This window comes from Catenulispora sp. GAS73 (genome assembly GCF_041262085.1).
Lineage (GTDB): Bacteria > Actinomycetota > Actinomycetes > Streptomycetales > Catenulisporaceae > Catenulispora.
Genome location: NZ_JBGCCM010000015.1, coordinates 168045 through 194084 on the forward strand (window position 1 = coordinate 168045; position 26040 = coordinate 194084).

Annotated in this window: 22 protein-coding genes; 4 read left to right on the forward strand and 18 right to left on the reverse strand. The window is 71.0% G+C overall.

Translation table 11 applies throughout. The features are described 5' to 3' along the window. Nucleotides 1–154: 154 nt before the first annotated feature. The 6 genes from folE to def form a co-directional block, all read right to left on the reverse strand. Entirely contained in the window at nt 155–751 is a 597-nt protein-coding gene (gene folE, locus ABH935_RS23485; protein ID WP_370380134.1) for a GTP cyclohydrolase I FolE, read from the reverse strand. A gap of 101 nt (nt 752–852) precedes the next feature. After that, nucleotides 853–2871, reverse strand: a complete 2019-nt coding sequence (gene ftsH, locus ABH935_RS23490) for an ATP-dependent zinc metalloprotease FtsH (RefSeq protein ID WP_370380067.1) — start codon at nt 2869–2871, stop codon at nt 853–855. A gap of 167 nt (nt 2872–3038) precedes the next feature. After that, on the reverse strand, nt 3039–3593 hold the full coding sequence (hpt, locus tag ABH935_RS23495; protein WP_370380068.1) for a hypoxanthine phosphoribosyltransferase: 555 nt from the start codon (nt 3591–3593) through the stop codon (nt 3039–3041). A 23-nt stretch (nt 3594–3616) separates the two neighbouring features. Further along, nucleotides 3617–4693: a tRNA lysidine(34) synthetase TilS gene (gene tilS / locus ABH935_RS23500; RefSeq protein WP_370380069.1), complete on the reverse strand. Its 1077-nt coding sequence runs from the start codon at nt 4691–4693 to the stop codon at nt 3617–3619. Nucleotides 4694–4902: 209 nt separating this feature from the next. Then, nucleotides 4903–5958, reverse strand: a complete 1056-nt coding sequence (locus tag ABH935_RS23505) for a zinc-dependent metalloprotease (protein WP_370380070.1) — start codon at nt 5956–5958, stop codon at nt 4903–4905. Between the two features lie 249 nt (nt 5959–6207). Next, on the reverse strand, nt 6208–6849 hold the full coding sequence (gene def / locus ABH935_RS23510) for a peptide deformylase (RefSeq protein WP_370380071.1): 642 nt from the start codon (nt 6847–6849) through the stop codon (nt 6208–6210). A 56-nt stretch (nt 6850–6905) separates the two neighbouring features. Between def and ABH935_RS23515 the strand changes: the two genes are divergently transcribed. After that, nucleotides 6906–7460, forward strand: coding sequence for a helix-turn-helix domain-containing protein (locus ABH935_RS23515; RefSeq protein ID WP_370380072.1), 555 nt, complete (start codon nt 6906–6908; stop codon nt 7458–7460). Between the two features lie 327 nt (nt 7461–7787). On the opposite strand, the gene dacB is transcribed toward ABH935_RS23515, so the two are convergent. Next, nucleotides 7788–9356 carry a D-alanyl-D-alanine carboxypeptidase/D-alanyl-D-alanine-endopeptidase gene (gene dacB, locus ABH935_RS23520; RefSeq protein WP_370380073.1) on the reverse strand — a complete coding sequence of 523 codons (1569 nt, stop codon included), beginning with the start codon at nt 9354–9356 and terminating at the stop codon, nt 7788–7790. Between the two features lie 95 nt (nt 9357–9451). Between dacB and ABH935_RS23525 the strand changes: the two genes are divergently transcribed. Then, a complete protein-coding gene (locus ABH935_RS23525) occupies nt 9452–9961 on the forward strand; it encodes an inorganic diphosphatase (protein WP_194916482.1) in 510 nt (169 codons plus the stop codon). A 237-nt stretch (nt 9962–10198) separates the two neighbouring features. Here ABH935_RS23525 and ABH935_RS23530 read toward each other — a convergent pair whose 3' ends face one another. Both ABH935_RS23530 and ABH935_RS23535 read right to left on the reverse strand, forming a co-directional pair. Then, complete coding sequence (locus tag ABH935_RS23530) at nt 10199–10507, reverse strand: hypothetical protein (protein WP_370380074.1); 309 nt, start codon at nt 10505–10507, stop codon at nt 10199–10201. Between the two features lie 10 nt (nt 10508–10517). Next, on the reverse strand, nt 10518–11582 hold the full coding sequence (locus ABH935_RS23535; RefSeq protein ID WP_370380075.1) for an ArsR/SmtB family transcription factor: 1065 nt from the start codon (nt 11580–11582) through the stop codon (nt 10518–10520). A gap of 56 nt (nt 11583–11638) precedes the next feature. Between ABH935_RS23535 and ABH935_RS23540 the strand changes: the two genes are divergently transcribed. Then, nucleotides 11639–13045, forward strand: coding sequence for an MFS transporter (locus ABH935_RS23540; protein WP_370380076.1), 1407 nt, complete (start codon nt 11639–11641; stop codon nt 13043–13045). A 73-nt stretch (nt 13046–13118) separates the two neighbouring features. Next, complete coding sequence (locus tag ABH935_RS23545; RefSeq protein WP_370380077.1) at nt 13119–13892, forward strand: hypothetical protein; 774 nt, start codon at nt 13119–13121, stop codon at nt 13890–13892. A gap of 107 nt (nt 13893–13999) precedes the next feature. On the opposite strand, the gene ABH935_RS23550 is transcribed toward ABH935_RS23545, so the two are convergent. The 9 genes from ABH935_RS23550 to ABH935_RS23590 form a co-directional block, all read right to left on the reverse strand. Further along, complete coding sequence (locus ABH935_RS23550; protein WP_370380078.1) at nt 14000–14476, reverse strand: macro domain-containing protein; 477 nt, start codon at nt 14474–14476, stop codon at nt 14000–14002. A 105-nt stretch (nt 14477–14581) separates the two neighbouring features. Further along, nucleotides 14582–15052: an NUDIX domain-containing protein gene (locus tag ABH935_RS23555; protein WP_370380079.1), complete on the reverse strand. Its 471-nt coding sequence runs from the start codon at nt 15050–15052 to the stop codon at nt 14582–14584. A gap of 59 nt (nt 15053–15111) precedes the next feature. Continuing rightward, nucleotides 15112–16395: a C40 family peptidase gene (locus ABH935_RS23560; RefSeq protein ID WP_370380080.1), complete on the reverse strand. Its 1284-nt coding sequence runs from the start codon at nt 16393–16395 to the stop codon at nt 15112–15114. Between the two features lie 196 nt (nt 16396–16591). Continuing rightward, nucleotides 16592–17137, reverse strand: coding sequence for an N-acetyltransferase family protein (locus ABH935_RS23565; RefSeq protein ID WP_370380081.1), 546 nt, complete (start codon nt 17135–17137; stop codon nt 16592–16594). 59 nt (nt 17138–17196) lie between these two features. Continuing rightward, the gene (locus ABH935_RS23570; RefSeq protein WP_370380082.1) at nt 17197–17829 is read right to left on the reverse strand and encodes a Uma2 family endonuclease; all 633 of its coding nucleotides are present in this window, start codon (nt 17827–17829) and stop codon (nt 17197–17199) included. Nucleotides 17830–18032: 203 nt separating this feature from the next. Then, nucleotides 18033–20855, reverse strand: coding sequence for a type I DNA topoisomerase (gene topA / locus ABH935_RS23575; protein WP_370380083.1), 2823 nt, complete (start codon nt 20853–20855; stop codon nt 18033–18035). A gap of 300 nt (nt 20856–21155) precedes the next feature. Then, nucleotides 21156–22646, reverse strand: a complete 1491-nt coding sequence (locus ABH935_RS23580) for a methyltransferase (RefSeq protein ID WP_370380084.1) — start codon at nt 22644–22646, stop codon at nt 21156–21158. Between the two features lie 89 nt (nt 22647–22735). Then, on the reverse strand, nt 22736–25171 hold the full coding sequence (locus tag ABH935_RS23585; protein ID WP_370380085.1) for a sodium-translocating pyrophosphatase: 2436 nt from the start codon (nt 25169–25171) through the stop codon (nt 22736–22738). Nucleotides 25172–25471: 300 nt separating this feature from the next. Beyond that, a complete protein-coding gene (locus ABH935_RS23590) occupies nt 25472–26023 on the reverse strand; it encodes an ATP-binding protein (RefSeq protein ID WP_370380086.1) in 552 nt (183 codons plus the stop codon). Between the last annotated feature and the right edge of the window lie 17 nt (nt 26024–26040).

Here is a 26040-nt window from a genome sequence, read left to right on the forward strand (position 1 = left end):
ATCCCGCTGCCGCCGGCAGTGGAGCCGGAGCCGACACCCGACGCCCCGCCGGTGGGGCCGGCGGAACGATCGGTGCGAGTGGGAGGCTGGGGGCAGTCGGGACCTGTCTCAGAAGCTGTGCGGGCCACGGTCGCAGTCTGGACCGGACGCTCGCTCACCGGCCCAGGATCAGGCTCATCGCCTCGGCGCGGCTGGCCGGGGCGAGAAGCTGCCCCCGCACCGCTGACGTCACGGTCTTGGCGCCCGGCTTCCGGATCCCTCGCATCGACATGCACAGGTGTTCGCACTCCACAACGACGATGACCCCGCGCGGTTCCAGGATACGCACCAGCGCGTCGGCGATCTGCGTCGTCAGGCGCTCCTGGACCTGGGGCCGCTTGGCGTAGACGTCGACCAGCCGGGCCAGCTTCGACAGGCCCGTGATACGTCCGTCCACCGAGGGAATGTACCCCACGTGGGCCACTCCGTGGAACGGCACGAGGTGGTGCTCGCAGGTGCTGTACAGCTCGATGTCCCGGACCAGCACCATCTCGTCGTGGCCGAGGTCGAAGGTCGTGGTGAGCACGTCCTCGGGCCCCTGGTGCAGGCCGGCGAACATCTCGCGGTAGGCCCGGGCGACCCGCGCCGGGGTCTCCTTCAGGCCGTCGCGGTCCGGGTTCTCCCCGACGGCTATCAACAGTTCGCGCACGGCGCGCTCGGCCCGCTCGGGGTCGTATCCGGCGACCGCGCGGCCCAGGTCCGGCGCGGCCAGCTCGGGCTGGCCCGCCAGGCTGACGCGGGCGATGCCGCTCCCCTGGCCCTGCTGGGCCTGGGGAGCGGCACCGCCACCGTGGTTCGGGGTGTCGCTGTCACTCACTGTTCGGGCACCGTGTCCGTCCGACCGATAATGCTGTCGGTCACCGTTCCGTTGGCCGCCGAACGGGCCGCCTCCAGCTCGCGCGGTGTCTGCACCGGCGGGCGGGACTGCAGGGTGCGGCGCGAGGAGCCGATCCAGGCCGGGCGCTGCGGGCGCTTGACCACCGGGGCGAAGATCGCGGCGATCTGCTCCTTGTTCAGCGTCTCCTTCTCCAGCAGCTCCAGGACCAGCTGGTCCAGCACGTCGCGGTACTCGACCAGGACCTCCCAGGCCTCGTCGTGCGCACCCTCGATGAGCCGCTTGACCTCCTCGTCGACGATCGAGGCGATCTCCTCGGAGTAGTCGCGCTGGTGGCCCATGTCCCGGCCCAGGAAGACCTCGCCGGAGTCCTTGCCGAACTTGATCGGGCCCAGGCGCTCGGTCATGCCGTACTGGGTGACCATCGCGCGCGCGATGTTGGTGGCCTTCTCGATGTCGTTGCTGGCGCCGGTGGTCGGGTCGTGGAAGACCAGTTCCTCCGCCGTGCGCCCGCCCATCGCGTAGGCCAGGTTGTCCAGCATCTCGTTGCGCGTGGTGGAGTACTTGTCCTCGTCCGGCAGCGTCATGGTGTAGCCCAGGGCCCGGCCGCGGGACAGGATCGTCACCTTGTGCACCGGGTCCACGTTCGGCATGGCGTGCGCCACCAGGGCATGGCCGCCCTCGTGGTAGGCGGTGACCTTGCGCTCCTTGTCGCTCATCAGGCGGGTGCGCTTCTGCGGGCCGGCGACCACGCGGTCCACGGCCTCGTCCAGCGCCAGGTTGTCGATGAGCTTCTTGTCGCCGCGGGCGGTCAGCAGCGCCGCCTCGTTCAGCACGTTGGCCAGGTCGGCACCGGTGAACCCGGGGGTCCGCTTGGCCAGCGAGTCCAGGTCCACGCCCTGCGCCAGCGGCTTGCCCTTGCTGTGCACTTCGAGGATCTTCTTGCGGCCCTGCAGGTCCGGGGCCTCGACCGCGATCTGCCGGTCGAAGCGGCCCGGGCGCAGCAGCGCCGGGTCCAGGATGTCCGGGCGGTTGGTCGCGGCGATCAGGATCACGCCGCCCTTGACGTCGAAGCCGTCCATCTCGACCAGCAGCTGGTTCAGCGTCTGCTCGCGCTCGTCGTGGCCGCCGCCCAGGCCCGCACCGCGGTGCCGGCCCACGGCGTCGATCTCGTCGACGAACACGATCGCCGGCGCGTTGGCCTTCGCCTGCTCGAACAGGTCCCGGACCCGGGAGGCGCCGACACCGACGAACATCTCGACGAAGTCCGAACCGGAGATCGAGAAGAACGGGACGCCGGCCTCGCCGGCCACCGCGCGGGCCAGCAGCGTCTTACCGGTTCCGGGCGGGCCGTAGAGCAGGACGCCCTTGGGGATCTTGGCGCCGATGGCCTGGAACTTCGCCGGGGCCTCCAGGAACTCCTTGACCTCCTGCAGCTCCTCCACGGCCTCGTCCGCGCCGGCCACGTCGGCGAAGGTGGTCTTCGGCGTGTCCTTGCTGACCAGCTTGGCCTTGGACTTGCCGAAGTTCATCACCCGGGAGCCGCCGCCCTGCATCTGGTTCATCAGGAACAGGAAGACCAGGGCGATCAGGACGAAGGGCAGCAGCGTGATCAGGATGCCGACGATGGCGTTCTGCCTGGCCAGCGAGACGTTGTAGCCGTCCTTGAGTCCGCCGGCCTGCTGGGAGTTGTTCAGGGCGGTGGCGATGTCGTTGCCCTGCTGGTCGTTCAGGTAGGTGGCCTTCAGGTCGGTGGCGCCGCCCTGGGACTGCGCGGCCGCGCTGTTCGGGTCGACCTTGACCTCGATCGAGGTACTGGAGCCGCCGACCAGCTTGGCCGAGACAACCTCGTTCTTGTGAATCGCGTCCAGGATGACGGACGTGTCCACGGATTTGGGGCCGCCGGCCGAGGAGACCAGCTGCATGACCGCGAGGACCGCCACGACGGCCAGGACGACCCAGATCACTGGGCCTCGGAAGTAACGCTTGACGTCCATCGATCCTCTACGACTCGTGCTAGCGGTTCACGGCGGGGGGCATGTGGGGTGCATCTCGGTGTGTTAGTTCATGATGCCTAACGACCGTACGCGGTCACTGCGTTCCCGCGCGAGGTTCCGGATGAACCCACACTGGTCCCAACGTGGCTTACCGGAGTGTCATTCCGCTACGAACTGTATACGTGCGGCGCGAGCGTCCCGATGAAGGGCAGTCCGCGGAAGCGCTGCGCGTAGTCCAGGCCGTAGCCGACGACGAACTCGTTCGGGATGTCGAATCCGACGTACTTCACGTCGATGGCGACCTTGGCCGCGTCGGGCTTGCGCAGCAGCGTGACCACCTCCAGCGAGGCCGGACGGCGCGAGCGCAGGTTCGACAGGAGCCAGGACAGGGTCAGCCCGGAGTCGATGATGTCCTCGACCACCAGCACGTGCCGGTCCTGGATGTCGGCGCCCAGGTCCTTCAGGATCCGCACCACGCCCGAGGACTTGGTGCCGGCCCCGTAGGAGGAGATCGCCATCCAGTCCATCTCGGAGTCGATGTGCAGCTCGCGGATCAGGTCGGCCATCACGATCAGCGCGCCGTTCAGCACGCCGACCAGGAGCACTTCCTTGCCCTGGTAGTCGGCCTCGATCGCGCGGGCGAGCCCGGCCACCTTGGCCTTGATCTCGTCGGCGGGGATGAGGACCTTCTCCAGGTCCTGGCCCATGTCCTTGTCGTCCACGCTGCGGTCCCGTCGTGCGTCGCTTAAGCCGGCATCAACAATCCGGCCGGGGCGGGGTCCTCCGCCGCTTGGCCGGGATCGTTCCGGTCCGCGCCCCCACGGCGCAACGCACCGGATCTCTCGAAGGCCAGCTTTCCATACCGGCGGGCCACTGCGACCGCGCTGGGCAGGTGCAACGGCCCCTGACCCCGCCAGTCGGTCAGCAGTCGGTCCAGCTCCTCGATGTGGACGGCAGCCAGGTCAGACCCGGGACAACCAGCCCGGAGCGCGGCCAGACGCAGCACCCTGCGGCGCACCGCGGTGGGCAGGCCGGACAGTTCGGAGACGTCGAGGTAGTGGGACAGATCACAGTCGCCGAAGGGCTCGACCAGTCGTTCGAACTCCCGGGCGGCCCACGCGTCGAGCGCCTCGGTGTCCTCGCGCAGCATCTTCGCGGTCCGGGCCAGGGCTTCCGGTATCCCCGGACCGAGCGCCGCGGACAGGGCCGGGATGGCGGCGTGCCGGACCCGCGAGCGGGTGTAGGCGGGGTCGGCGTTGTGCGGGTCGTCCCAGGGCTCGAAGCCCTCGGCCGCGGCGGCGGCCACGGTGGTGGCGCGCGGCAGGTCCAGGAAGGGGCGCGCGTAGCGGCCGCTAACGGCCGGCATCCCGGCCAGGCTGCGCGCCCCCGAGCCCCGGGCCAGCCCGAGCAGGACGGTCTCGGCCTGGTCGTCGCGGGTGTGGCCGAGCAGGACGGTGGCCGCTCCCAACCGCTCGGCGGCGGCGTCCAGCGCGCCGTAGCGCGCCACGCGGGCCGCGGCCTCGGGGCCGCCACGGCCGTCGACGTGCACCGACAGGCTCTCGACCGGGTCGAAGCCCAGGCCGGCCAGGAAGCGCACGACGCGCTCGGCCTGCGCGGCCGAGCCCTCCTGCAGGTTGTGGTCGACGGTCAGGCCGCCGAAACGCAGGGACAGCCGGGGCGCGACGAACGCGGCGGCGCAGGCCAGCGCGATGGAGTCGGCGCCGCCGGAGCAGGCGACCAGGACCAGGCCGCCGGGGGGCTGGTCGGCGAGGGTTTTGCGGACTGCCAGGCGTATCGCGGCGACGGCGGGGGCGGGACCCATGGTGGTACTCCTTCGGACGTGCGAGGCCCGGGACTTTTCTTCCTGGGCATCTTTCCCGGCGCAACGAGCGGGCCCGGCTCAGGTCGCGGCGACACTCCGCAGGACCACCCTTACGGCGTGGCGGCCCGGGTCACGCCTGCGGATTTTCTGCCTTTCCGGCATTTTCCTCGGCGTTTTCCCAGGCGCCTTCCCCGTCACCTCCCTGGCTTCTAGGGTCGCACGCGCGCCAGCCAGGCCGCCGGATCGTTGATCTCGCTCCGGGTCGGCAGCGTGTTCGGCGAGGTCCACACCCGGTTGAAGCCGGACATCCCGGCCTGCTCGACCACGGCGGCCACGAAGCGCGAGCCGTCCCGGTACTGCCGGATCTTGGCGTCCATGCCGATCACCCGCCGCACCAGCGCGTCGATCCGGCTGGCGCCCTTGGCCCGCCGCTGCCCGAACTTGCGGCGGATGTCGGCGACGCTGGGCACCACCTGCGGCCCGACACCGTCCATCACGAAGTCGGCGTGCCCCTCCAGCAGCGACATCACCGCGACCATCCGGTCCAGCACCGCCACCTGCTGCGGGGTCTGCACCAGCTCGGTGATCGGGCGCCGCTCGCCGGTCTCGCGCCGCTTCTGCCCGGCCTCGCGGATCCGCTTGGCCAGCGCCCCGGGGTCGGTGTCCATGCCGGCGATGAAGGACTCGATCTCGCCGAGGATGTGCGCCCGCAGCCATGGCACGGCGGCGAACTGCGTGCGGTGCGTCTCCTCGTGCAGGCACACCCACAGCCGGAAGTCGTCCGGCTTGACCTGCAGCTCCCGCTCGACGCTGACGATGTTCGGGGCGACCAGCAGGAGCCGGCCGGGCTCCTGGAAGATCTCGTACTGCCCCAGGATGCGGTGCGAGAGGTAGGCCAGCAGGGTGCCCAGCTCCAGCGCGGTGGCCTTGGGGCCCAGGGCGGCCAGGCCGGATGGCGGCACGCCCTCGCGCTTCTCGTTCAGCTTGCGCGCCAGCGGCTCGGTGACGATCTTGAAGCCCTCGGCGTTGGCCCGGATCCAGCCGGCCCGGTCGACCACCAGCACCTGCGGCTCGGTCAGGATCGTGCCCTGGTTCGCCAGACCGGTGAATCCGGCCACGTGCTCCCGCGACTCGGCGGCGTACCGACGCAGGTCCGCCACGGTGGCGGCGGCCTCGGCCGCGGAAGTCGGGGGGCCCGGGCGGACCAGGCGCTGGGCCGTCGCCACCGCAAGTTGCCAGTCGACCAGCTGCGCTCTCGCCGTCATGAGTCTCAGGCTACGTGGCGGGGGCGGTGAAACCTAGATCGGATCGCGGCCGGATCGGCCGTTCGACGCCCGTCAGGCGCGCGGATCCGAGGCCCCGGCCTGCCCCGTCACCGCCAGGTGGTGGTCGGCGATCGCGTCGGAGGTCGTGCTCCAGACGGCGGGGTGCGGCGCCGGCGCCATGCAGCAGGGCACTGGCTTTGAAGCAGTGCGCTTTAGGGGTGGAGCGGGAGGGGGTCGGGGTTGAGGCGGTTACGGGTTGGCGGCGGCCAACCTCTCTTGCCTCATCACTCGCCTCTCGAACACCCCTGCACGCCGGTCTTCCATCTGCCGCAGGGCGTCTTTGCGGCTCCGCTTGGAGAGCCGGTCGAGGTAGAGAGTGCCCGACAGGTGGTCGACCTCGTGCTGCAGGCACCGGGCGAAGTAGTCCTCGCCCTCGATGACCAGCGGCGCGCCGTCCTTGTCGAAGCCTCGGACGACGGCGTGCGCGGTCCGTGGGACGACCGCGCTCGCGCCCGGGACCGACAGGCAGCCCTCGACGTCCTCGATCAGGCGCCTGCCCGCGAGGTCGGGCACGTCCAGGACGGGGTTCGCGATGTGGCCGACGTGCCGGCCCCCGAGACCGTCGAGGCAGTCGAACACGAACAGCCGCACATCCACGCCGACCTGATTCGCGGCCAGGCCGGCCCCCTCGGCGACGTGCATCGCCAGGAACATGTCGTCGATCAGCGCGGCCAACTCCGGCGTCCCGAACTCGGTCGCCGCCACCTCCCGACACGGCCTGCGCAGGACCTCCTCCCCGACCTCGGTGATCCGCCGCATCGCCCCGCGCCCCACCTCGGGCGGCACCGTCGGGTGGGTCCCGACGGGTCGGCCCTGCACCCGCACGTTCATCGCAGTCGTCCTCTCGCGGCTTGCCCCAGGCTTTGCAAAGTACCAAACTTTGCAAAGTGAACGAAGCGAACGCCGACACCGACCTCCGCACCCACGCGGTCCGCTCCGCCCTGCTGGAACTGCTGGCCGAGGTCGGAACCGTCACCGCCACCGAAGCCGCGACCCGCCTCGGGCACAGCTCAGGCCTCTGCTCCTTCCACCTCCGCCAACTCGAACGCCACGGCCTCATCGAAGAGGCACCGCACCGCGGAGGCAGAGCGCGGCCCTGGCGCCTGAAGCAAAAGCCAGCCGCCATCGACCCCACCCCGACCCCCGACGACCAGTTCGGCGCCCTGGCCCGCGGCCTGGAGGACGAAAGCTGGCAGCGCTGGCAGCGCCTCCGCGACCAGGCACCCGCCGACCTGCCGCGCGAAGAGGCCTTCAGCACCGTCGCCTACCTGACGGCCGAGGAGATGACCCACCTCGCCCGCACGATCCAGCAACTCCTCGCGCGCTACCAGGACCGCGAGCAACGGCCACTGGCACGACCGGAGGGCGCGCTGCCGGTCGCGCTGATCACGCGCTTGTTCCCGCTCCTGCCCGACGCGCCGGATGAGACAAGCCGCAGCTGACGGCGACCGCGCCGCTCGCGGCCTGGCGCGCCTGCATCGCCGACAGCTGATTCGCGACGCCGCGACCAGACCACTCGGCGCGCGCTTGGCGCATATCCGCCACCGCTACAACGCCGCCGCGCTGTCGCCGCGCTGTCGCCACGCTGTCGCCCTTCGCGCGCCGCCTCCGCTGCGCAGGAGTTTGCCTACCCGCCGACCGCCGCCCGAGCCGCAGCCTGACCGGTCCGCCCCGCGCCTGCTACTACTTTCGGGCCGAGCCGCCAGCCGCCGCGCCACTCCTTGCCCGACCGCCGCGCACGCCGCCTCTTTCAAGCCGAGCCGCGCCGCCTACCCAGCCGCCGCGCCCCCGCAGCCGCAGCCCGCCAGCGTCGTCGCCAACCGGTCCACCGCCGCCCGCGCCGCGGTGGTGTCCGGGGCCTGGTCCGCCATCAGGGCGAACACCAGCAGTTGGCCCGAGTTGTCGCGTACCAGCCCTGCCAGCGTCACCACGCCGGCCAGCGAGCCTGTCTTCGCTCGGACCAGGCCGGCTCCGGCCAGGGAGGGCGGGGTCGTGTAGCGGCCGTCCTCGGCCAGGGTGCCGGTGAAGCCCGCTACTGGGAGGCCGGTCAGGGCTGCGCGCAGGTCTGGGTGGTTGTCCGCGGCCGCTGTCGACAGGACTTTGACCAGGAACTCCGGGGCGATCCGGTCCTGGCGGGACAGGCCGCTGCCGTCCAGGACGTTCAGGCCCGACAGGTTCAGGCCCAGCTTGCCCAGTTGGTCGCGCACGGCCGCGACGCCGCCCTGGAATGTCGCCGGTTGCCCGTCGGCCAGCGCCACGTGCCGCAGCAGTGCCTCGGCCAGGTCGTTGTCCGACACCGTCAGCATGTGCTCGACCAGGTCCGCCAGCCGTGGCGACGAGACGCGCGCCAGCTCCGACGCGCCCGCCGCCCCAGCCGCGTCCGACGCCCCCGACCCGGCACCAGCGCCAGCAGCCGCCGAAGGCTTCCCCACCACCTGCACCCCGTGCGCCGCCAGCCGCCCGGCGAAGTCCACCGCCGCCACCGCGGCCGGGTCCGGCACCCGCGGGCTCAAGTCGTCCGCGGCCCTCGCCCGCCCCTCGTCGACCATCAGCCCGACCACCGGCGCCACGTTCCCGTCCGTGTAGCCCGCCGACCACGTCGGGTTCAGCGCGGGGCCGCCGAAAACGGAGGCGTCGTAGCCCAGTGTGACCGAATTCACGCCCTTGGCTTGGAGAGCCGTCGCGGTCCGCGCCGCGAGGTCGTCCAGCGACGCCGGCCGGTATCCTGGGTCCGAGGCGGGACCCTGCGTCGACAGTGTCGGGTCACCCCCTCCGACCAGCACGATCGACGTCGTCGCGGCCGATCCCGACCCCGAGTTCGGGCCCTGCGTCACCCGCGTCGTGAACTGGTCGTCCGGTCCGAGCGCCGCCAGCGCGGCCACCGCCGTCACCACCTTGTTCGTCGACGCCGGCGCGAAGCCGTCGGCGGCGTGCTCGTCGAACAACAGCGCGTCCGAGGCCGGGTCGGCGACCGCGATCCCGACATGTTTGCCGAGTCCCGGAGCCAGCGTCAGCGGTCCCAGCGCGCCGGCCAGTTGGCCGGCCGTCAGCGCGCCGCCGGGCTTGTCACCTGCGAGAACGGGGAGCAGCGCGGCCCCGGCCGGGGCGTGCGCGGGCCCGGCGGAGCGGGGCGAGGGGGCCGGCGAGGAGGGGGCGACCGAGTCCTGCGACGCCTGCGCGACCGGCGTCACGGCCGCCCGCGAGCGCCCCCCGCGTTCGCTCACGCGTTGCCCGCCGGACCACGGACCGGCCGCCCACACGCAGCCCGCGGCCAGTACGATCCCGAGCGCGGCTGACACAATGGCGGTCGGCAGCGTTCCCGGCACCTGTCTTGCCACTCAGGTCACTCCTTGATCTTGCGAACTCTGTCGTCACCGCCTGTCTGGGCGACACTAGTAGCAGCACCTGAAAGCGCGGAAACGAGGAAAGACCAATGGAGTTCGACGTTCTCATCGAGATCCCCAAGGGCCAGCGCAACAAGTACGAGGTCGACCACAAGACCGGCCGCATACGGCTGGACCGCATGCTTTTCACCTCGATGGTCTACCCGACCGACTACGGCTTCATCGAGGACACGCTGTCCCTGGACGGCGACCCGCTGGACGCCATGGTCCTGCTCGACGAGCCCACGTTCCCGGGCTGCCTGATCCGCTGCCGCGCGATCGGCATGCTGAACATGGCCGACGAGGCCGGCGGCGACGACAAGATCCTCTGCGTCCCGGCCACCGACCCGCGCTTCGAGCACCTGCGTGACTACCACCACATCTCCGAGTTCGAGCGCCAGGAGATCCAGCACTTCTTCACCAGCTACAAGGACCTGGAGCCGGGCAAGGAGGTCCACCACGCCGAGTGGCAGAACCGGGCCCAGGCCGAGACCGAGATCCAGCGCTCCTACAAGCGGTTCGAGGACCTGCCGGAGGAGGAGAAGGTCCACCACCTGTAGTCAGGCGGTGGCGCCCGCCAAGCGGTGCCACCCGCCGGCCCCCGGCCCGGACCGGCACGGTGGACAACTCGGTGGAGAACTCGGTTGAGAACGTCGGAGCCCCCGGCGGGAGCAGATCCCGCCGGGGGCTTCGCGTTCCGGGCGTCGCCACGCCTGGCCGCACTGCCACGGCCCCCCTCGGCCGCGACGTCCCGGACCGCCTTCGAGTTGGCTCGGCTTCCGGCTCAGCTTCCGGCCTCAGCGCTCGTCCAGCACCAGACCGCTCACCGCCACGTTCCCGTCGACCATCGACATCGCCGCGAACGCCTCCGGCGTGTTCGGCAGATCGGCCATCGCACGCCCCATCTGCTCGGCGCTCTCCCAGACCCACACGTCCGAGTAGCTGCCGTCCTCCAGCCGGACCAGCCGGGTCGCGGCCAGCGCCGGGTGCTTGGCCCGCACCGCGTCGATGACAGCCGCGCGCCGGACGCTGAACTCGTCGAACTTCTCGGGGCTGACGCGGTAGTGGTGGCTACGGATGGTGGTCGTGCCGGTCATGCCGGTCATTTCGGGCTCCTCAACAAGCTGCGTCGTCGTCATCACCTCTATGACTCCGGCGCGCGCCGGTTTGTGACAGCCCCTGTGGCATCCCCGCCAAAGAATCTCCGAGCGGACTGCGCGCGTAGAGCACGCTGCGCCCGTGCCGGGCCCGCGACGTCAACCCGGCGTCGAGGAGCACCTTGAGATGCTGGCTCACCGCCCCCGGCGTCACCCCCAACTGCCGCGCCAGCTCCGTGGTCGACACCGGCTCGCCGAGCATCAGCAGCATCCGGGCCCGCGGCGCCCCCAGCAGCCGCTCCAGCGCCGGTCCCGGCGGCGGCGGGACCACCCGCTCGGCCATCGTCCCCAGCCCGCGCGCCGGATAGAGGATCCACGGCGCCGCCGTCGGCTCGATCTGGCTCAGCGCGCCGTGCGCGAAGCACGTCGGGGCCAGCAACAGACTGCCTCCGCCGACCGGCACGTCGTACACCGGCGCCGCGGCGGGGTTCGCCACGGTGCCCCACCGGATCACCAGCCGCCGGCCGTCCCAGCTGAGCCGGTCCCCGAGGCCGGTGAACAGCGCGCCGGCCCCGCGCTCCACGAGCATCCGGGCCCGGTAGACGATGTCGGCCTCCAGCACCGACCGCGCCCGCGGCCACCACTCCGGCGCCAGGCACGTCTCCCAGTACGCCTCGAACGCATCCGCGATCTCGGCCAGCAGCCCGCCGGGGTCCCGGCGGCCGCGCACCAGGCGGGGCGGGACGGCGCCGTCGAGCTCGACGAACGTGCGCTCCAGGTCCGGCCAGATCCGCTCCAGCGGCGTCGCCCGCAGCGCCGCCAGCTCCTTGTGGAAGTCCGGCCACGGCGTCGTGGGCCGCGGCGTGAGGAAGTCGGGGATCCAGCGCCAGGACCCGACCAGCGCGGTGAGCAGTTCGGTGTCCAGGCGCTCGAAGGCCGGCCGCATGCGGGTGAACAGCGGCACCTGCTCGGCATAGTGGCCGGGGTGCGTCCACATGCGCAGACTCATGCCGGTCTCCAGGAGCGCCGAGCACGCGAAGGAGGTCGCGGCCAGTTCGTCCAGGCCCAGTTCGACAGTGATCATTCAGTCCCCCGCTGAATCCATTCCGGCGACGATGCTAGCCGCGTTGTGCTGATCGCATGACTACGGCTTCCACACAGCCGCCGGCTTCGGGCCCGCAAACCGCTCCAGGCTCGCCGGCGGCTTCCGGCTCCGGCGCGGTCGCGCCACCGAGCCCACCGAACCCACCGAGCTCCCGCCGCCGGCTGGAGCTCGCGACGTTCGTCAGCAACTTCGGCACCGGCCTGTACCTGACCGTCTCAGCCCTCTTCTTCACCCGCACGCTCGGCTTCGGCGCCGCGCGGGTCGGCGTGGTGCTGACAGTCGCCGGGCTCGCGGGAGTGCTGGCCAGCCTGCCGGCCGGCCGCGCCGCAGACCGGTTCGGGATCAAGCCGAGCTACGCGGTGCTGCTCGTCGCCGAGGCGGCGGCGGTCGGAGCGCTGGCGTTCTGCACGTCGTTCTGGGCGTTCGCGGCGGTGGCGTGCGTCTCCACGGCGCTGGACCGCGCGGCCTCGGCGGTGCGGCAGGCGCTCTACGCGCAGGCCTTCGACCCGGAGACGCGGGTCGCCGACCGCGCGGCGATCCGGGCGGTCACGAACGTGGCGATCGGGGTGGGAGCGGCGGTGGCCGCGCTGGTGCTGCAAGCGGACAGCCGCTGGCTGTTCCAGGCCGCGATCCTGGCGAACGCGCTCAGCTTCGTCGGAGTCGCGGCGCTGTTGCCGGGGATTCCGCTGCGCGAGCCGGCGCGCGGCGTGGCGGCCTCCGCCGATGCTTCCCGGTCCCGGTCCCGGTCCCGATCCCGGGCTCACTCCCGCTCCCGCACCCCGCGTCCGCCGAAGATCCGCGTCACCCGGCCCTACCAAGCGATCTCAGCACTCAACGCCGTCATGACCCTCCAGTTCGCCTTCTTCGACATCGGCCTCCCGCTCTGGCTGCTTCAGGACACCCGCGCACCGCGCTTCATGGTCTCCGGGATGCTGATCCTGAACACGGTGCTGGTCGTCCTGTTCCAGGTGCGCGTGGCACGCGGGGTGCGGGGGATCGCGTCGGCGGCCCGGGCGACGTGCCTCGGAACGCTGGTGCTGGCCGGCGCGTGCGTGACGACCGCGTGCGCCAAGGGGCTGTCACCGGTCGCGGCGGTCGCGGTACTGCTGCTCGCCGGTGTCCTGCTGACCGTCGGCGAGGTCCTGACGCAGGCCGGTTCCTGGACCCTGAGCTACGACCTCGCCGACGAGCGCGCCGTCGGGGCCTACCAGGGGGTGTTCAACGCGGGCACGGCGGCGGGGCAGATGGCCGGGCCGCTCGTGGTCACGCAGACCGCGATCCGGCACGGCCTGGCGGGCTGGGCCCTGCTCGGCGCGGTCTTCGCCGTGGCCGGGTTCGCGACGGTGCCGGTGGCCCGGTGGGCGTCGGCGTCCATGTCTGAGCCCGTGTCCGAGCCCGCATCCGAGTCCCCATCCGATTCCGCCACGAACATCGAATCCTGACAGCCGGTTGGCCGACAGCGGCAGCGGACGGCTAACATCGGCCCCTTCGCGACCGGCGAGAGGGGCCGCATCCATGAGCAAGTACCGGGTCAACGTCTGCCTGCCGCCGTCCGCGCTCACCGACGTCGAGCGCGCGCTCGCCGACGCGATGGCGCCGTTCGACATGAACCGCGGCGACGACTTCGACCCGGACGCCACCTGGGACTGGTACCGCGTGGACGCCGGGCGGCAGCGCTTCGCCGTGAACCCGCGGCACGACGGCGACCCGCGGCTGATCCACGCCGACCCGGTCGTCGTCGGCACCCCGCACGAACCACTGCGCTGCGACGGCGGCCCGCGCGGCCTGCTGGACTTCGACGCCTGCCGCCGCGCGGCCCGCGCCGAGGCGCTGACGTACTGGGAGGCGCAGATGCGCGACTTCGAGCGCCTGGTCGCCGACCACCCGCCGGCCGAGCCGCTGACCGCGTTCCTGGCCCGGCACGCCGCCGACCCCGAGGGCTACCCGCGCCGGCAGGCGGTCGAGGACCACCACGCGCAGCCGCTCATCAAGGCCCTGAACCACCAGTCGGTCTTCGATCGCTACCCGAGCCTGGGCGCCTGGGTCCTCGGCCCCGACACGGACCCGATCACCATCTACACGCGCGACCCGCAGCCCGGTTTCGAGCTGGCCGAGACCTGGGCCGTCGCCCGCGCCGCGCTGCTGACCCTCGACGGGGAGTGGACCGGCATCAAGCCCTACAGCCCCGACCCCGATGAGGAGAGCGACACGTTCGCCCGGCGGTCCACGGCGTATCTCGAAGCGCTGGACGAGGACTGCGTGGTCGTGCGGCTGTTGTGCCACTGCTGACGGTTCGGACATCGGACTGCCGGAAATCCCACCGCGCCGAAGCTCACTCAGAAGCGCGCTGATTTCCGCCACACCCGCGGCGCTGCTGCCGGCCGTTGCGGGCGCACTCAGTCGTGGTCGTAGATCGTGACCGCGATCCCGCGCTCGGTGAGCCGCGCGGCCACCAGCGGCTCGATCCGCCCCCACTTGCCGCCGGCCAGCCCGCAGCCGATCCGCGGCATGTGGACCGACGCCTTGAGCTCGACCGCGTGCTCCGCGAGCCGGGCCAGGCACTCGTCGACGGCTTCGTAGCGTATCGGCGGCCCGGCCGAACCGGTCTTGGTCCCGTGCTGCCCGATCATGTTGGCCACCCACAGCCCCCGGCCCACCGCGACGACCTGCACCGCGCCGAGGCCGAAGTCGTTGCGCGAGCGCTCGCGATGCCACTTGCGGAAGGCCTTCTCAGGCTCCTTCCACCGGGCCGACAGCGCCAGCACGAACCCCTTGCCCCAGCCGCCCCGGTCGTTACAGACGTGCGCGATGATCTTCGGCCCCTTCGCCTGCGGGACCGTCGCGTCACCGGCGATGAACTGGATGGCGGCCATGGTTCCATCATCCGGGCCGGGTCTGACAGTCGCGAGCGAATAAAACCTCAGGTCGCGCGTCCGCACGGAACGCGCGACTGCTCGCGCCCCGTCATGTCATTCAGCTCATTCGGCGAACCAAGCCGCTTCCACTCCCGACAGGTACTGCTTCACATAAGCCTGATGCCGCGCCGGAAGCTCCGGCAGCTCGTCGATCGAGACCCACCCGACGTCCACAGACTCGTCGTCGTTGACCCGCGCGGTCCCTCCCGTCGCCCTGCAGAGGAACGCGACGTCCATGAACACGGTCTCGTCCCCGTTGGCATGCGCGAACTGGCCGGTCACGTCCACCGCCAAGACCCGCTCGGCGCGCGCCGTCACGCCGGTCTCCTCCAGGATCTCGCGGACTATCCCGACCGCCGGCTGCTCCCCCGGGTCCAGACATCCCGAGACGAGCGTCCACTGGAGGTTGTCGGCCCGCCGGACCACCAGCAGGCGCTGGGCGTCGTCGACGACCAGGCCGGTGACGCCGGGGAGCCACAGCAGGTCGTGACCGATCTTCTTGCGGATCTCGACAATGAATTCGGGAATCGGCATGCCGTCACGCTATCGGCACCATGTGTCTCTGTGAGGTCCGGCGAGTAAGCGTGCGCCGACTACGGCCGGCCGTAGAAGCTCGGCGTCCCGTTGATCCACAGCGACTGCTGCTCGACCACGCCGCCGGGGTGCGGCGCCTGGATGATGCGGTCGTTCCCGATGTAGACGGCCTCGTGATAGATCGTGTGCGGGTTGGCGCCGTCCTCCGCCCAGAAGACGAGGTCGCCGGGCCGGAGCTGGTTGTACGTGAGCGAGCGCATCGCCAGGTACTGCCATTGTGCGGGGTGCGGGAAGGACCAGCCGCCAGCCTCCAGGCCGCGCATCGCCAGGCCGGAGCAGTCGAAGACGTCCGGGCCCGCGCCGCCCCAGACGTAGGGCTTGCCGAGCTGCGCGTAGATGTAGTTCAGCATCAGGCGGACGGCGCCTTCCGCGTACGGCACGGGTCCGACCGGGGCGGACGGCGGCGTCCACGTCGCGCCGCCGCCCGAGGACGCGTGCGCCGAGCCGCCACCGGACCCTGCTCCCGCAGCCCGGGCCGCCGACGCCGCAGCGGCAGCGGCAGCCGCCTGCCGGGCCGCCGCCTGCTGCGCCGCGAGCTCCGCCAGCCCGGCCTCCCGCTGCCGCTCCAGCCCGACCTCGATACCCTGCGCCGCCGCCAGTTGCTGCACCAGCGTGTTCTGCTGCGCCTGGATCCCGGCGACCTGGCTCTGCGCGTCGGCCGCCGCCGCCCGCGCCGCGCCCAGCGCGCTCTGCGCCCGCGCCTCGGCCCGGCGCTGGTCCGCTACCGTCTGGTCAGCCTTCTGACGCGCCGCCGCCGCGTCCTTCGTCGCCTGCCGCGCGCCGGAGACGGCCAGCGCCTCGGCCGCGTTGTAGTTCGCCTGGACCTGGCGGCGGACTGCGTAGTCGTGCAGGGAGCCGACGTGCAGGAGGGCCACGGCCATGGCCATGTCCGGGCCCTGCCGGTACATCTCGGCCGCGAACGCCCCGAGCCGCGCCTCGGCCTGGTGCTGGGCGTCCAGGGCGGTGGACGCGCGGGCCCGGGCCTCGTCAGCCGCCTGCGCCGCGGTCGCCGCCTGCGCCACAGCCGCGTCGTACGCCTCCGCCGCGAGACCGGCGGTCGCCTGCAGGGCGTGCAGGTGGCCGCTCGCGGCGTCCAGGGCCGCCTGGATCCGGTCGGCAGCGGTCTGACGGTCGCGGACGTCGACCTTGGCCCGGTCGATGGTGCCCTGGCCGGGGATCACCGGGGTGCTCGGGTCGGCGTGCGCGGCGGCGCCGAGGAGCGCCGCGGTCAGGACCGTGGCCGTGACGAGCGTCGCCCGCCGGCCGTGTCCGCGTCCCCGCATGCCGAACTCCTTCCGCGCCGCCCGAGTGTGTCCGTATCCGCATTGGCTGTGGGGTGAGCTACCCACCGCCGCCTACGACCTTTCATCACAAAAAGGGCACATCGCGCGAGGCGTGGTCAGAGGGCTGAGGGTTTCCTCCGAAAGAGGGACACAGGCGGACGTCGGGCCGTGGCGCCGGGCTGTCACCCGGCCAAGATCACAAAGTCCTGCGGTACCGAGCCTCGTCCAGCACCTCGGTCCCGGCCTCGAACCCGGAGACCCCGCCGTCGTGCCGCCACCCGGTGTGCTCGTAGAAGGCGCGCGACGCGCTGTTGGTCGCCAGCACCCACAGCGTGGCCTCGACGTACCCCTCGTCCCGCAGGCGCTGGAGCGCGACCTCCTGCAACCGGGCGCCGATCCCGAGCCGCCAGATCGCCGGATCGAGGTATATGGCGTAGAGCTCCCCGACCCGGTCCCGATCCTCGTCGGCGTCCCGGCTCGGCCCGACCGACGCGAAGCCGGACACCACCCCGCCCACCTCGGCGACCAGCACCTCCGCCCGCCGCGCCGCCCGGTCGGCGAGCATCCGCCGCGCACTGAGCACGAACCCGTCCACCGACAGCCCCGCGAGATAGTCGGCCGGCATCAGCCCCGAATAGGCGACCTGCCACGACGCGTGCCGCACCCGCCCGATGTCGTCGGCGTCCCCCGCCACCGCCTCGCGGATGTCGACGCCGTGGGCCCGACTCGTGCTCGAACTCATGCGCGCCATTATGGCCGGTCCGCCCCGTCCCCGGTCGGCCGAACTCGCCGGGGCGGCGGTCACTCGTAGTCGTCGAGGGTGGTGAGGTCGATGTCGATGTCGAACGGCACCGAGACCTTCAACCGCTCGCCGAAGGTACCGATCAGGCTGTAGTCCCCGGTAAGCGGATCAAGCGTGTAGACGTAGGCGATCATCCCCTCGCCGTCTCGCTCGATGAGCCACAGGTTCTTGATCCCGGCTCGCGCGTACTTCGGCGGCTTGACCTCGTGATCGCGCTCGACGGACTCCGGCGAGACGATCTCGATGGCCAGCGCGATGTCCTCGGGCCGATAGAAGGTCTCGCTCAGGTCCGGGCGCGTCGCCGAAGCGGCGACCACCAGGACGTCGGGCTCGGGCCGATTCCGTTCGTCCAGCCACGCGGTCATCCCATGGGTGACGCGCCAGCCCTCCGGCGCGCTCGATCGCAGCACAGTGCGGAGGAAGAACATCACCAGGCTGTGCCAAGCGCCTTGGGGAGACGCGAAGACCAGACTCCCGTTGAGCAGTTCGGTATGGGCGGGGAGCCCTGGCAACCGGTCCAGATCGGCGGAGGTGAAACCGTAGACCGGAGGCACGATCCAGCTCGGCCAGGCCTCCTCGGGAGGCTCGCCCGAGGACTGTTCCAACGCCGGAGGTAGGGCCGCCACGCTCATGCTCCGATCTTACGAACGGTCTCCGTGTCGGTACCCAGCGTAAATGACATCAAGGTTTTTCTTCACTCGGACGAGCGAAGAAAACCCGGCCATATTCACTCTTGAGCGTGACGGCGCACCATCACCGCCGTGCCCGCCCGGCGCCGCCGCCCGGACCCAGCGGCCGGGGCCCCAAACGCCCCGCGCCACGTCGTCCCCACCGCCTACTTCGTCCCGGAACTCGCCGTCTTCTTGGCAGCCGTCTTCTTCGCCGCCGTGGCCTTCGCCGTCTTCGTCCCCGAAGCCGCCGTCTTCTTCGCCGTCGTCTTCTTCGCGGCGGCCTTCTTGGCCGTCTTCTTCGCCGGCCCCTTCGCCCGCTTCTCCGCCAGCAGCTCGAAGGCCTTCGCCGGCGTGATGCCCTCGACCGTCTCGCTCTTGGGGATGGTCACGTTGGTCTCGCCGTCGGTCAGGTACTCGCCGTAGAAGCCCGACTTGATCACGATCGGCTTGCCCGACACCGGGTCCGGCCCGAGTTCGCGCAGCGGCGGCTTGGCCGCGCCGCGTCCGCGGGCCTTCGGCTGCTTGTAGATCTCCAGCGCCTCTTCGAGGGTGATCGTGAAGATCTGCTCCTCGGAGGTGATGGAGCGGGAGTCCGCGCCCTTCTTCAGGTACGGGCCGTAGCGGCCGTTCTGGACCGTGATCTCCTCGCCGGACTCCGGGTCGGCGCCGACCACGCGCGGCAGCGACAGCAGCTGCAGCGCCTCCTCCAGCGTCACCGTGTCCAGGCCCATGCTCTTGAACAGCGAGCCGGTGCGGGCCTTCACCGCGTTCTTGCCGCGGGTCGGGGTGCCCTCGGGCAGGATCTCGGTGACGTAGGGGCCGAAGCGGCCGGCCTTGGCCACCACCTCGAAGCCGGTCGAGGGGTCCTTGCCCAGTTCCCGGTCGCCGCTGGGCTGCAGGAACAGCTCCTCGGCGAAGGCCGGGGTCAGCTCGTCCGGCGGCAGGTCGTCCGGAACGCTGGCGCGCTGCTGGGTGCCGTCTTCCAGATTGCGCTCGATGTACGGTCCGAAGCGGCCGACGCGCAGGATGATCCCCTCGTTCCCGACCGGGAAGGAGTTCACCTCCCGGGCGTCGATGTTGCCCAGGTCGGTCACCAGGTCCTTCAGGCCGCCGAGGTGGTCGAACACCGCGCTGTCGCCGCCCTGGTGATCGGCACGGCCGAGCTGCTCCTCCTCGGTCGGGCCGAAGTAGAACCGCCGCAGCCACGGCACGCGCTGCGCCTCGCCGCGGGCGATGCGGTCCAGGTCATCCTCCATGCGCGCGGTGAACTCGTAGTTCACCAGGTCGCCGAAGTGGTTCTCCAGCAGCCCGACCACCGCGAAGGCGATGTAGGACGGGACCAGCGCCGTGCCCTTCTTGAACGCGTAACCTCGGTCCAGGATCGTGCCCAGGATCGTGGCGTACGTCGAGGGCCGGCCGATCTCGCGCTCTTCCATCTCCTTGATCAGCGAGGCCTCGGTGAAGCGTGCGGGCGGCTTGGTCGAGTGCCCGTCCGCGGTGACCTTGGTCGTGGTCAGCGCGTCGCCCTCGGCCACCGCGGGCAGCCGCTGCTCGGAGTCGTCCAGCGCGGCGTCCGGGTCGTCGGTGCCCTCCACGTAGGCCTTCAGGAAGCCGTGGAAGGAGATGATGCGGCCGCTGGCGCTGAACTCCACGTCCCGGCCGTCGGAAGCGGCGCCGCCGACCTTCACGGTCACCGTGTGCCCGGTGGCGTCCTTCATCTGCGAGGCGACGGTCCGCATCCAGATCAGCTCGTAGAGCCGGAACTCGTCGCCGGACAGGCCGGTCTGCGCCGGGGTGCGGAACGTGTCGCCGGAGGGGCGGATCGCCTCGTGCGCCTCCTGCGCGTTCTTCACCTTGGAGTCGTACCGCCGCGGAACGTCCGGCAGATAGTCCGCGCCGTAGAGGTCGCGCACCTGGGTCCGCGCGGCGTTCAGCGCGGTGTCCGACAGCGTGATGCTGTCGGTACGCATATAGGTGATGTAGCCGTTCTCGTACAGGCTCTGCGCGACCCGCATGGCGCGCTTGGAGTCCATGCCGAGCTTGCGGCTGGCCTCCTGCTGCATCGTGGTGGTCCGGAACGGCGCGTACGGCGAGCGCCGGTACGGCTTGCGCTCCACGCCGCGCACGCTGAAGTCGGCGTCCCGCAGAGCGGCGGCCAGCGCCTTGGCGGTGACCTCGGTGAGGTGCGCGACGTTCTGGCTGCCGGACTTGAGCTGCCCGTCGGGGCCGAAGTCGCGGCCGGCGGCCACGCGCTTGCCGTCGACGCTGGACAGCCGCGCGGTCATCGCCCGCGGGTCGTCCGGGCCGCCGGCCTTCAGGGTCTCGAACGTGCCGGTCAGGTCCCAGTACTCGGCGGCGGTGAACGCCATGCGCTCCCGCTCCCGGTCCACCACCATCCGGGTGGCCACGGACTGCACGCGGCCCGCGGACAGCCCGGGGCCGACCTTCTTCCACAGCACCGGGGAGACCTCGTAGCCGTACAACCGGTCCAGGATGCGGCGGGTCTCCTGCGCGTCGACCAGCTGCAGGTTGATCTCGCGGGTGTTCCGCGCGGCGTCCTGGATCGCCTCGCGGGTGATCTCGTGGAACACCATGCGCTTGGAGGGGACCTTGGGCTTGAGCACCTCCTGGAGGTGCCACGCGATGGCCTCGCCCTCGCGGTCCTCGTCGGTGGCGAGCAGGAGTTCGTCGGCTTCCTTGAGCAGGTCCTTGAGCTTGGCGACCTGCTTGCGCTTGTCGGCGTTGACCAGGTACAGCGGCTCGAAGTCGCCGTCCACGTCCACCCCGAGCCGGCCCATCGAGGTGCCCTTGTACTTCTCGGGTACCTCGTCCGCCCCGGCTGGGAGGTCGCGGATATGGCCGACCGAGGCCTCGACGGTGTAACCCGCTCCGAGGTAGCCCTTGATCGTCTTCGCCTTGGCCGGCGACTCGACGATGACCAGCCGGCGAGTCGCGCCGCCCGAGTCCGCTGAACCCTTGCCTGCCACCGTTACCTCTGCTTCCCAGCCTCTAGCCCCAAGGGATACGCGCTTGGGCGTACCCCGCACACCGCGGTGTGACACGTAGTCGGGATACCGCGACACCAACGGAGAGTGACCGTACCTCAGCCGTACGTCTCCGCGCTGTCTACTGTGTCCTACTCGTTGTCTTGAATGGTCGGCGTACAACCGAACGTTAACCCGAACTGGCGTATAGGACGGAACCCGAAAACGCCAGAGGTGGGACGGATGTGACGCACGACAACCGGTGTTGAGGGGATCGACGCTGATGACAGCCCTGAGTGTCGCCTAGGCCACGGGGAAGAGATAGCCGTCTTCGACCAGCCCCCGGATGGCCTCGACCGCGCCGGTGCGCAGGCTCCGGCCGTCGATCCCGTAGCGTTCGCCGACGGCGTCCAAGATTTCCCCGAGCGGCGTCTCACCATCCGAGGCACCCACCACGGCCGCCCCGACCGGGTCGATGTCCGCCGAGCGCATGAAGCCCTCCTGCTGGCTCAGCCGCGAGGAGTCGCTCCCCCAGCCGCTACCGCCCTCGTACGTCGGCCGCGCCACCTGCTCCCAGCGCACGTCCGGCGCAACCGCCAACTTGCGGTGCATCAGCGCCTCGTCGTCGGTGCCGCGCAGGAAGTCGTGGCGGGCGAACCAGCTGGGGATGTGCGGCCCGAGCGGCTGCTCGACCGGGTGCGAGATCTCCTCCAGGCGCATCAGGGGGCTGTCGGCGCCGGCGTTGTGCAGGGTGATCCAGCCGAAGCCGATGGCACTGACCTTGTTCTGCTCGAAGTAGTCCAGCCAGGCGTCGTAGCGCTGCGGGTAGTCCGGCGTGCCGTACTCGCCGGAGTCGCGCAGCCAGAGCTCGACGTACTCGGCCGGGTCCTGCGCCTCGCGCTGCACCACCCACGCGTCGCAGCCGGTGTCCCGGACCCAGCCGGCCACCCGCTCGCGCCAGTCCACGCCGTCCACGTGCAGCCAGTTGGCCAGCACCTGGCACCAGCCGTCCTCGGCCAGGTGCCGGTGCGCGTCGGCGACCAGCTGCCGGCACACCTCGTCGGCCGGCAGCCCGGAGTCGCGGTAGACGAACCGGCCGCCCTGCGCGACATTGTCCGGCGAGATGACGAACGGCGGGTTGGAGACGATCAGGTCGAACCGCTCTCCCTCAACTGGCTCAAACAGGGAACCCTCGCGAAGGTCGAACAGCGCCACCCCGGAGAGCTGCTGCGTCATCCGCGCCAACTTGAGCGCCCGCGGGTTCCGGTCGCTACCGACGACCCGGTCGACGTGCGTCGACAGGTGCAGCGCCTGGACTCCCCCGCCGGTCCCGACGTCCAGCGCGGACCCGAACCGATCACGGATGGTGAGCTGCGCCAGCGTCGTGGAGGCACCCCCGACGCCGAGCACGTGGTCCTCGCGCACCGGATGGCCCTGCCCCTGCGCGTGCAGCCCGCCGGACAGGTCGGAGACCAGGTACCAGTCGTGGCCGTCGTCGTCGCCATAGGGCCGGATGTCGATGGCGGCCCGCACCTGCTCCCCGTCGACCGTGACCAACCCGGCGGCCACCGACTCCTCAACCGGCAACGCGGCCTCGACGGCTTTTCGGTCCACCGGCTGCTGCAAGAGGAAGAGCCGGATCAGCGTCTCGACCGGCGAGCCCCCACCCGTCGCCCGCAGCGCCGGCACGCTCTCGCTCCTGGCCAGCGCCGCGTACGCCAGCGGGCCGAGGACTTCCAAGACGCCGTCGACGGTGTAGTCGGCCTTGATCAGGGCTTCGCGCAGCTTCTCCATGAGTCCATTGTCGCGGGAAACGTGGGGCGCCCCCGACCCGAAGGCCGAGGGCGCCCTATTTAATAGGAGAGAACTCCCGAAGCACCCGCTCAGATCGACTGCGCGGAAGCCTCCATCGTCGTGTCCTCGTCCCCGCTCCGCGGCGCGCCGGGGGCGGACGCCGCGGCCTCGACCGCCGGGCCGGTGCCGGTGACCGGGGTGGAGTGCGAGTCGGAGTTGGAGTCGGAGACGGCGATCGACTTGCGCTTGCTGTTCCAGACCGCGGCGACGATCACCAGGATGGCGACGATTGCGATCAGGGCGCGGACCGCGGCGTTGGCCGAGGTGCCGATCGACAGCTGCACCACGGCCGGCGCGATCAGCAGGCTGACCAGGTTCATCACCTTGATCAGCGGGTTGATCGCGGGGCCGGCGGTGTCCTTGAACGGGTCGCCGATGGTGTCGCCGACGATGGTCGCGGTGTGCGCCTCGGAGCCCTTGCCGCCGAAGTTGCCGTCCTCGACCAGCTTCTTGGCGTTGTCCCAGGCCCCGCCGGAGTTCGACAGGAAGACCGCCATCAGCACGCCGGCGCCGATGGTGCCGGCCAGGTAGGAGCCCAGCGCCCCGACGCCGAGGGTGAAGCCGACCGCGATCGGCGCCATCACCGCCAGCAGGCCCGGGGTGACCAGCTCGCGCAGCGAGTCGGTGGTGACGATGTCCACCACGCGGCCGTACTCCGGACGGCCGGTGCCGTCCATGATCCCCGGGATCTCCCGGAACTGGCGGCGGACCTCGTACACGACCGCGCCCGCGGCCCGGGACACGGCGTTGATCGCCAGCGCCGAGAACAGGAACACCACGGACGCGCCGATGATCAGACCGAACAGGTTCCGCGGGTCGCCGACGTTCAGGACGCCGCCGAACTGCAGGGACTGCTCCAGGCTGCCCAGCTTGGGGTTGTGGACCTTGGCGACCGTCTCGGTGATCTTCTGGGTGAACGACCCGAACAGCGCGGTCGCGGCCAGCACGGCGGTCGCGATCGCGATGCCCTTGGTGATCGCCTTGGTGGTGTTGCCGACCGCGTCCAGCGAGGTCAGCACCTTCGCGCCCTCCTCGCCGACGTCGCCGGACATCTCCGCGATGCCCTGCGCGTTGTCCGAGACCGGGCCGAAGGTGTCCATCGCCACGATGACGCCGACCGTGGTCAGCAGGCCGGTGCCGGCCATGGCCACCGCGAACAGCGACAGCGTGAGGGATGCGCCACCGAGCAGGTACGCCAGGAACACGCCGCCGCCGATCAGCAGCGCCGAGTACACCGCGGACTCCAGGCCGATCCCGATGCCGGCCAGGACCACGGTCGCGGGCCCCGTCAGCGAGGTCTTGCCGATGTCCTGCACCGGACGCCGGGTGGTCTCGGTGAAGTACCCGGTCAGCACCTGGATGACGGCGGCGACCACGATGCCGATCACCACCGCGCCCAGCGCGATCAGCCGCGGGTCCTTGGTCGCGGCGTCGGTCAGCACACTGGGATCGACGCGGTCCAGCTTGGAGATCTTGTCCGGCAGATAGGTGAACGCCGCGATCGCCACCAGGATCACCGCCACGACGGCGCTGATGAAGAAGCCGCGGTTGATCGCCGCCATCGCGTTCTTGTCCCCGGTGCGCGGGGACACCGCGAAGATGCCGATCACCGCGGTGATCACGCCGAGCGCCGGCACCAGCAGCGGGAACACCAGGCCCTGGGTGCCGAAGGCGATCTTGCCCAGGATCAGCGCCGCGACCAGGGTCACCGCGTAGGACTCGAACAGGTCCGCGGCCATGCCCGCGCAGTCGCCGACGTTGTCGCCGACGTTGTCCGCGATGGTCGCGGCGTTGCGCGGGTCGTCCTCGGGGATGTTCTGCTCGATCTTGCCGACCAGGTCCGCGCCGACGTCGGCGGCCTTGGTGAAGATGCCGCCGCCGACTCGCATGAACATGGCCAGCATGGCCGCGCCGAAGCCGAAGCCCTCCAGCACGTTCGGGGCGTTGCCCTTGTAGATCAGCACCACCAGGGCGGCGCCGAACAGGCCCAGGCCCACGGTGAACATGCCGACGACACCGCCGGTGCGGAACGCGATACGCATCGCGCGCGGCGAGCCTGACTCGTTCGCCGCGGCCGCCACGCGCACGTTGGAGCGCACCGCCAGCCACATGCCGACATACCCGGTCGTGGCCGAGAAGGCGGCGCCGACCAGGAAGAACACCGAGCGGCCGATGCGCTGCGACCAGTCGTCGGCGGGCAGCGCCAGCAGCAGGAAGAAGGCCACGGCCGCGAAGATCGCCAGCGTACGGAACTGCCGCGCGAGGTATGCTGAAGCGCCTTCTTGCACCGCGGCCGCGATGCGTTTCATATTCTCTGTGCCCTCACTGGCCGCCAGAACCTCTTTGACGAGGATTCCGGCGACGCCAAGCGCACCCAGGGCGATCACGGCCACCACGAAGATCCAGGCGAGGTTGCCCCCGGCCAATGGGATCACCGTCGAGCCGCTGTCCGCGATTCGCGGCATGCGTCCTCCACTGTGACGATCCGTATTTCCGACGCTGTAACTCAGATCACAGCCAATGGCAGGGGAGTCTACGCGCGAAAACCCGAGGTCGGTCAACAGATCGTTTCGCCGACCTCACGGATCGCTATGTGATGAAGGACACTTTTCACTCGGTTTGGTGAATGCGAGCGTCGCTTGATGTGGGCTGATGCCCAGTGAATCGGCGGAGCACCCAGGGATGGGGGCGCTCCGCCGCGATGAGTGCTACGAGCCTACTTGAGCCTGTGCCGGTAGCTCGAACCGGTGTTCATATAAGTGTGCTCAGAAGTCCTTGACGGGCCATCCCATACGGACCGAGCCCCCGTCGGGCCCGGAGGTGATGTCGAGGTCGTCGACCAGCCCGGTCAGAACGGCCAGGCCCATCTCGGCGTCGTCGAGGTCTTCCTCGTCGTCGTCCTGCGCGGCGCCGGTCGCCTCGGTGCCGGCCGCCTCGGCGGCGGTTTCACCGTCGTCGGCGGCCGCGGCCCCGTCGCGCTGGCCCGGCACCGCGCCGGAGACCTTGTCGGCCACCGTCACCACGAACCGGTCGGCGACCAGGCCGGAGTCGGACTCGTCGACCGCGTCCAGCACCACCACGACCGGTTCGCCCGGACAGTGCCGCTGGTGCAGGCCGACGGCCCGGGAACAGGCCTCGCCGACGGCGAGGCGGACCTCGTCGAGCAGGCCGGCCTCCACGCCGACCCGGCGGGCGTGGGCGACCGCGACCAGGCGCGCGGTCCGGACATGCTCGGGCTGCGGGGTGAACCGCAGCAGAACGGCCGTGGCGCTCTCCGTCTTGGCCACCGTGCCGACGGCCGACGATTGCGCATCCATGTTGGCAGACCCCTTAG

Bases quoted from the DNA above. Each gene is read 5' to 3' on its own strand.
- ABH935_RS23505 (WP_370380070.1), bottom strand. From the start codon at position 5,958: ATGACGGCGAGAGCGCAGCTGGTCGACTGGCAACTTGCGGTGGCGACG.
- ABH935_RS23590 (WP_370380086.1), bottom strand. From the start codon at position 26,023: ATGGATGCGCAATCGTCGGCCGTCGGCACGGTGGCCAAGACGGAGAGC.
- ABH935_RS23560 (WP_370380080.1), bottom strand. From the start codon at position 16,395: ATGCGGGGACGCGGACACGGCCGGCGGGCGACGCTCGTCACGGCCACG.
- ABH935_RS23530 (WP_370380074.1), bottom strand. From the start codon at position 10,507: ATGACCGGCATGACCGGCACGACCACCATCCGTAGCCACCACTACCGC.
- ABH935_RS23545 (WP_370380077.1), top strand. From the start codon at position 13,119: ATGAGCAAGTACCGGGTCAACGTCTGCCTGCCGCCGTCCGCGCTCACC.
- def (WP_370380071.1), bottom strand. From the start codon at position 6,849: ATGAACGTGCGGGTGCAGGGCCGACCCGTCGGGACCCACCCGACGGTG.
- ABH935_RS23580 (WP_370380084.1), bottom strand. From the start codon at position 22,646: ATGGAGAAGCTGCGCGAAGCCCTGATCAAGGCCGACTACACCGTCGAC.
- ftsH (WP_370380067.1), bottom strand. From the start codon at position 2,871: ATGGACGTCAAGCGTTACTTCCGAGGCCCAGTGATCTGGGTCGTCCTG.
- ABH935_RS23565 (WP_370380081.1), bottom strand. From the start codon at position 17,137: ATGAGTTCGAGCACGAGTCGGGCCCACGGCGTCGACATCCGCGAGGCG.
- ABH935_RS23585 (WP_370380085.1), bottom strand. From the start codon at position 25,171: ATGCCGCGAATCGCGGACAGCGGCTCGACGGTGATCCCATTGGCCGGG.
- tilS (WP_370380069.1), bottom strand. From the start codon at position 4,693: ATGGGTCCCGCCCCCGCCGTCGCCGCGATACGCCTGGCAGTCCGCAAA.
- ABH935_RS23570 (WP_370380082.1), bottom strand. From the start codon at position 17,829: ATGAGCGTGGCGGCCCTACCTCCGGCGTTGGAACAGTCCTCGGGCGAG.
- ABH935_RS23550 (WP_370380078.1), bottom strand. From the start codon at position 14,476: ATGGCCGCCATCCAGTTCATCGCCGGTGACGCGACGGTCCCGCAGGCG.
- ABH935_RS23540 (WP_370380076.1), top strand. From the start codon at position 11,639: ATGACTACGGCTTCCACACAGCCGCCGGCTTCGGGCCCGCAAACCGCT.
- ABH935_RS23535 (WP_370380075.1), bottom strand. From the start codon at position 11,582: ATGATCACTGTCGAACTGGGCCTGGACGAACTGGCCGCGACCTCCTTC.
- ABH935_RS23555 (WP_370380079.1), bottom strand. From the start codon at position 15,052: ATGCCGATTCCCGAATTCATTGTCGAGATCCGCAAGAAGATCGGTCAC.
- ABH935_RS23525 (WP_194916482.1), top strand. From the start codon at position 9,452: ATGGAGTTCGACGTTCTCATCGAGATCCCCAAGGGCCAGCGCAACAAG.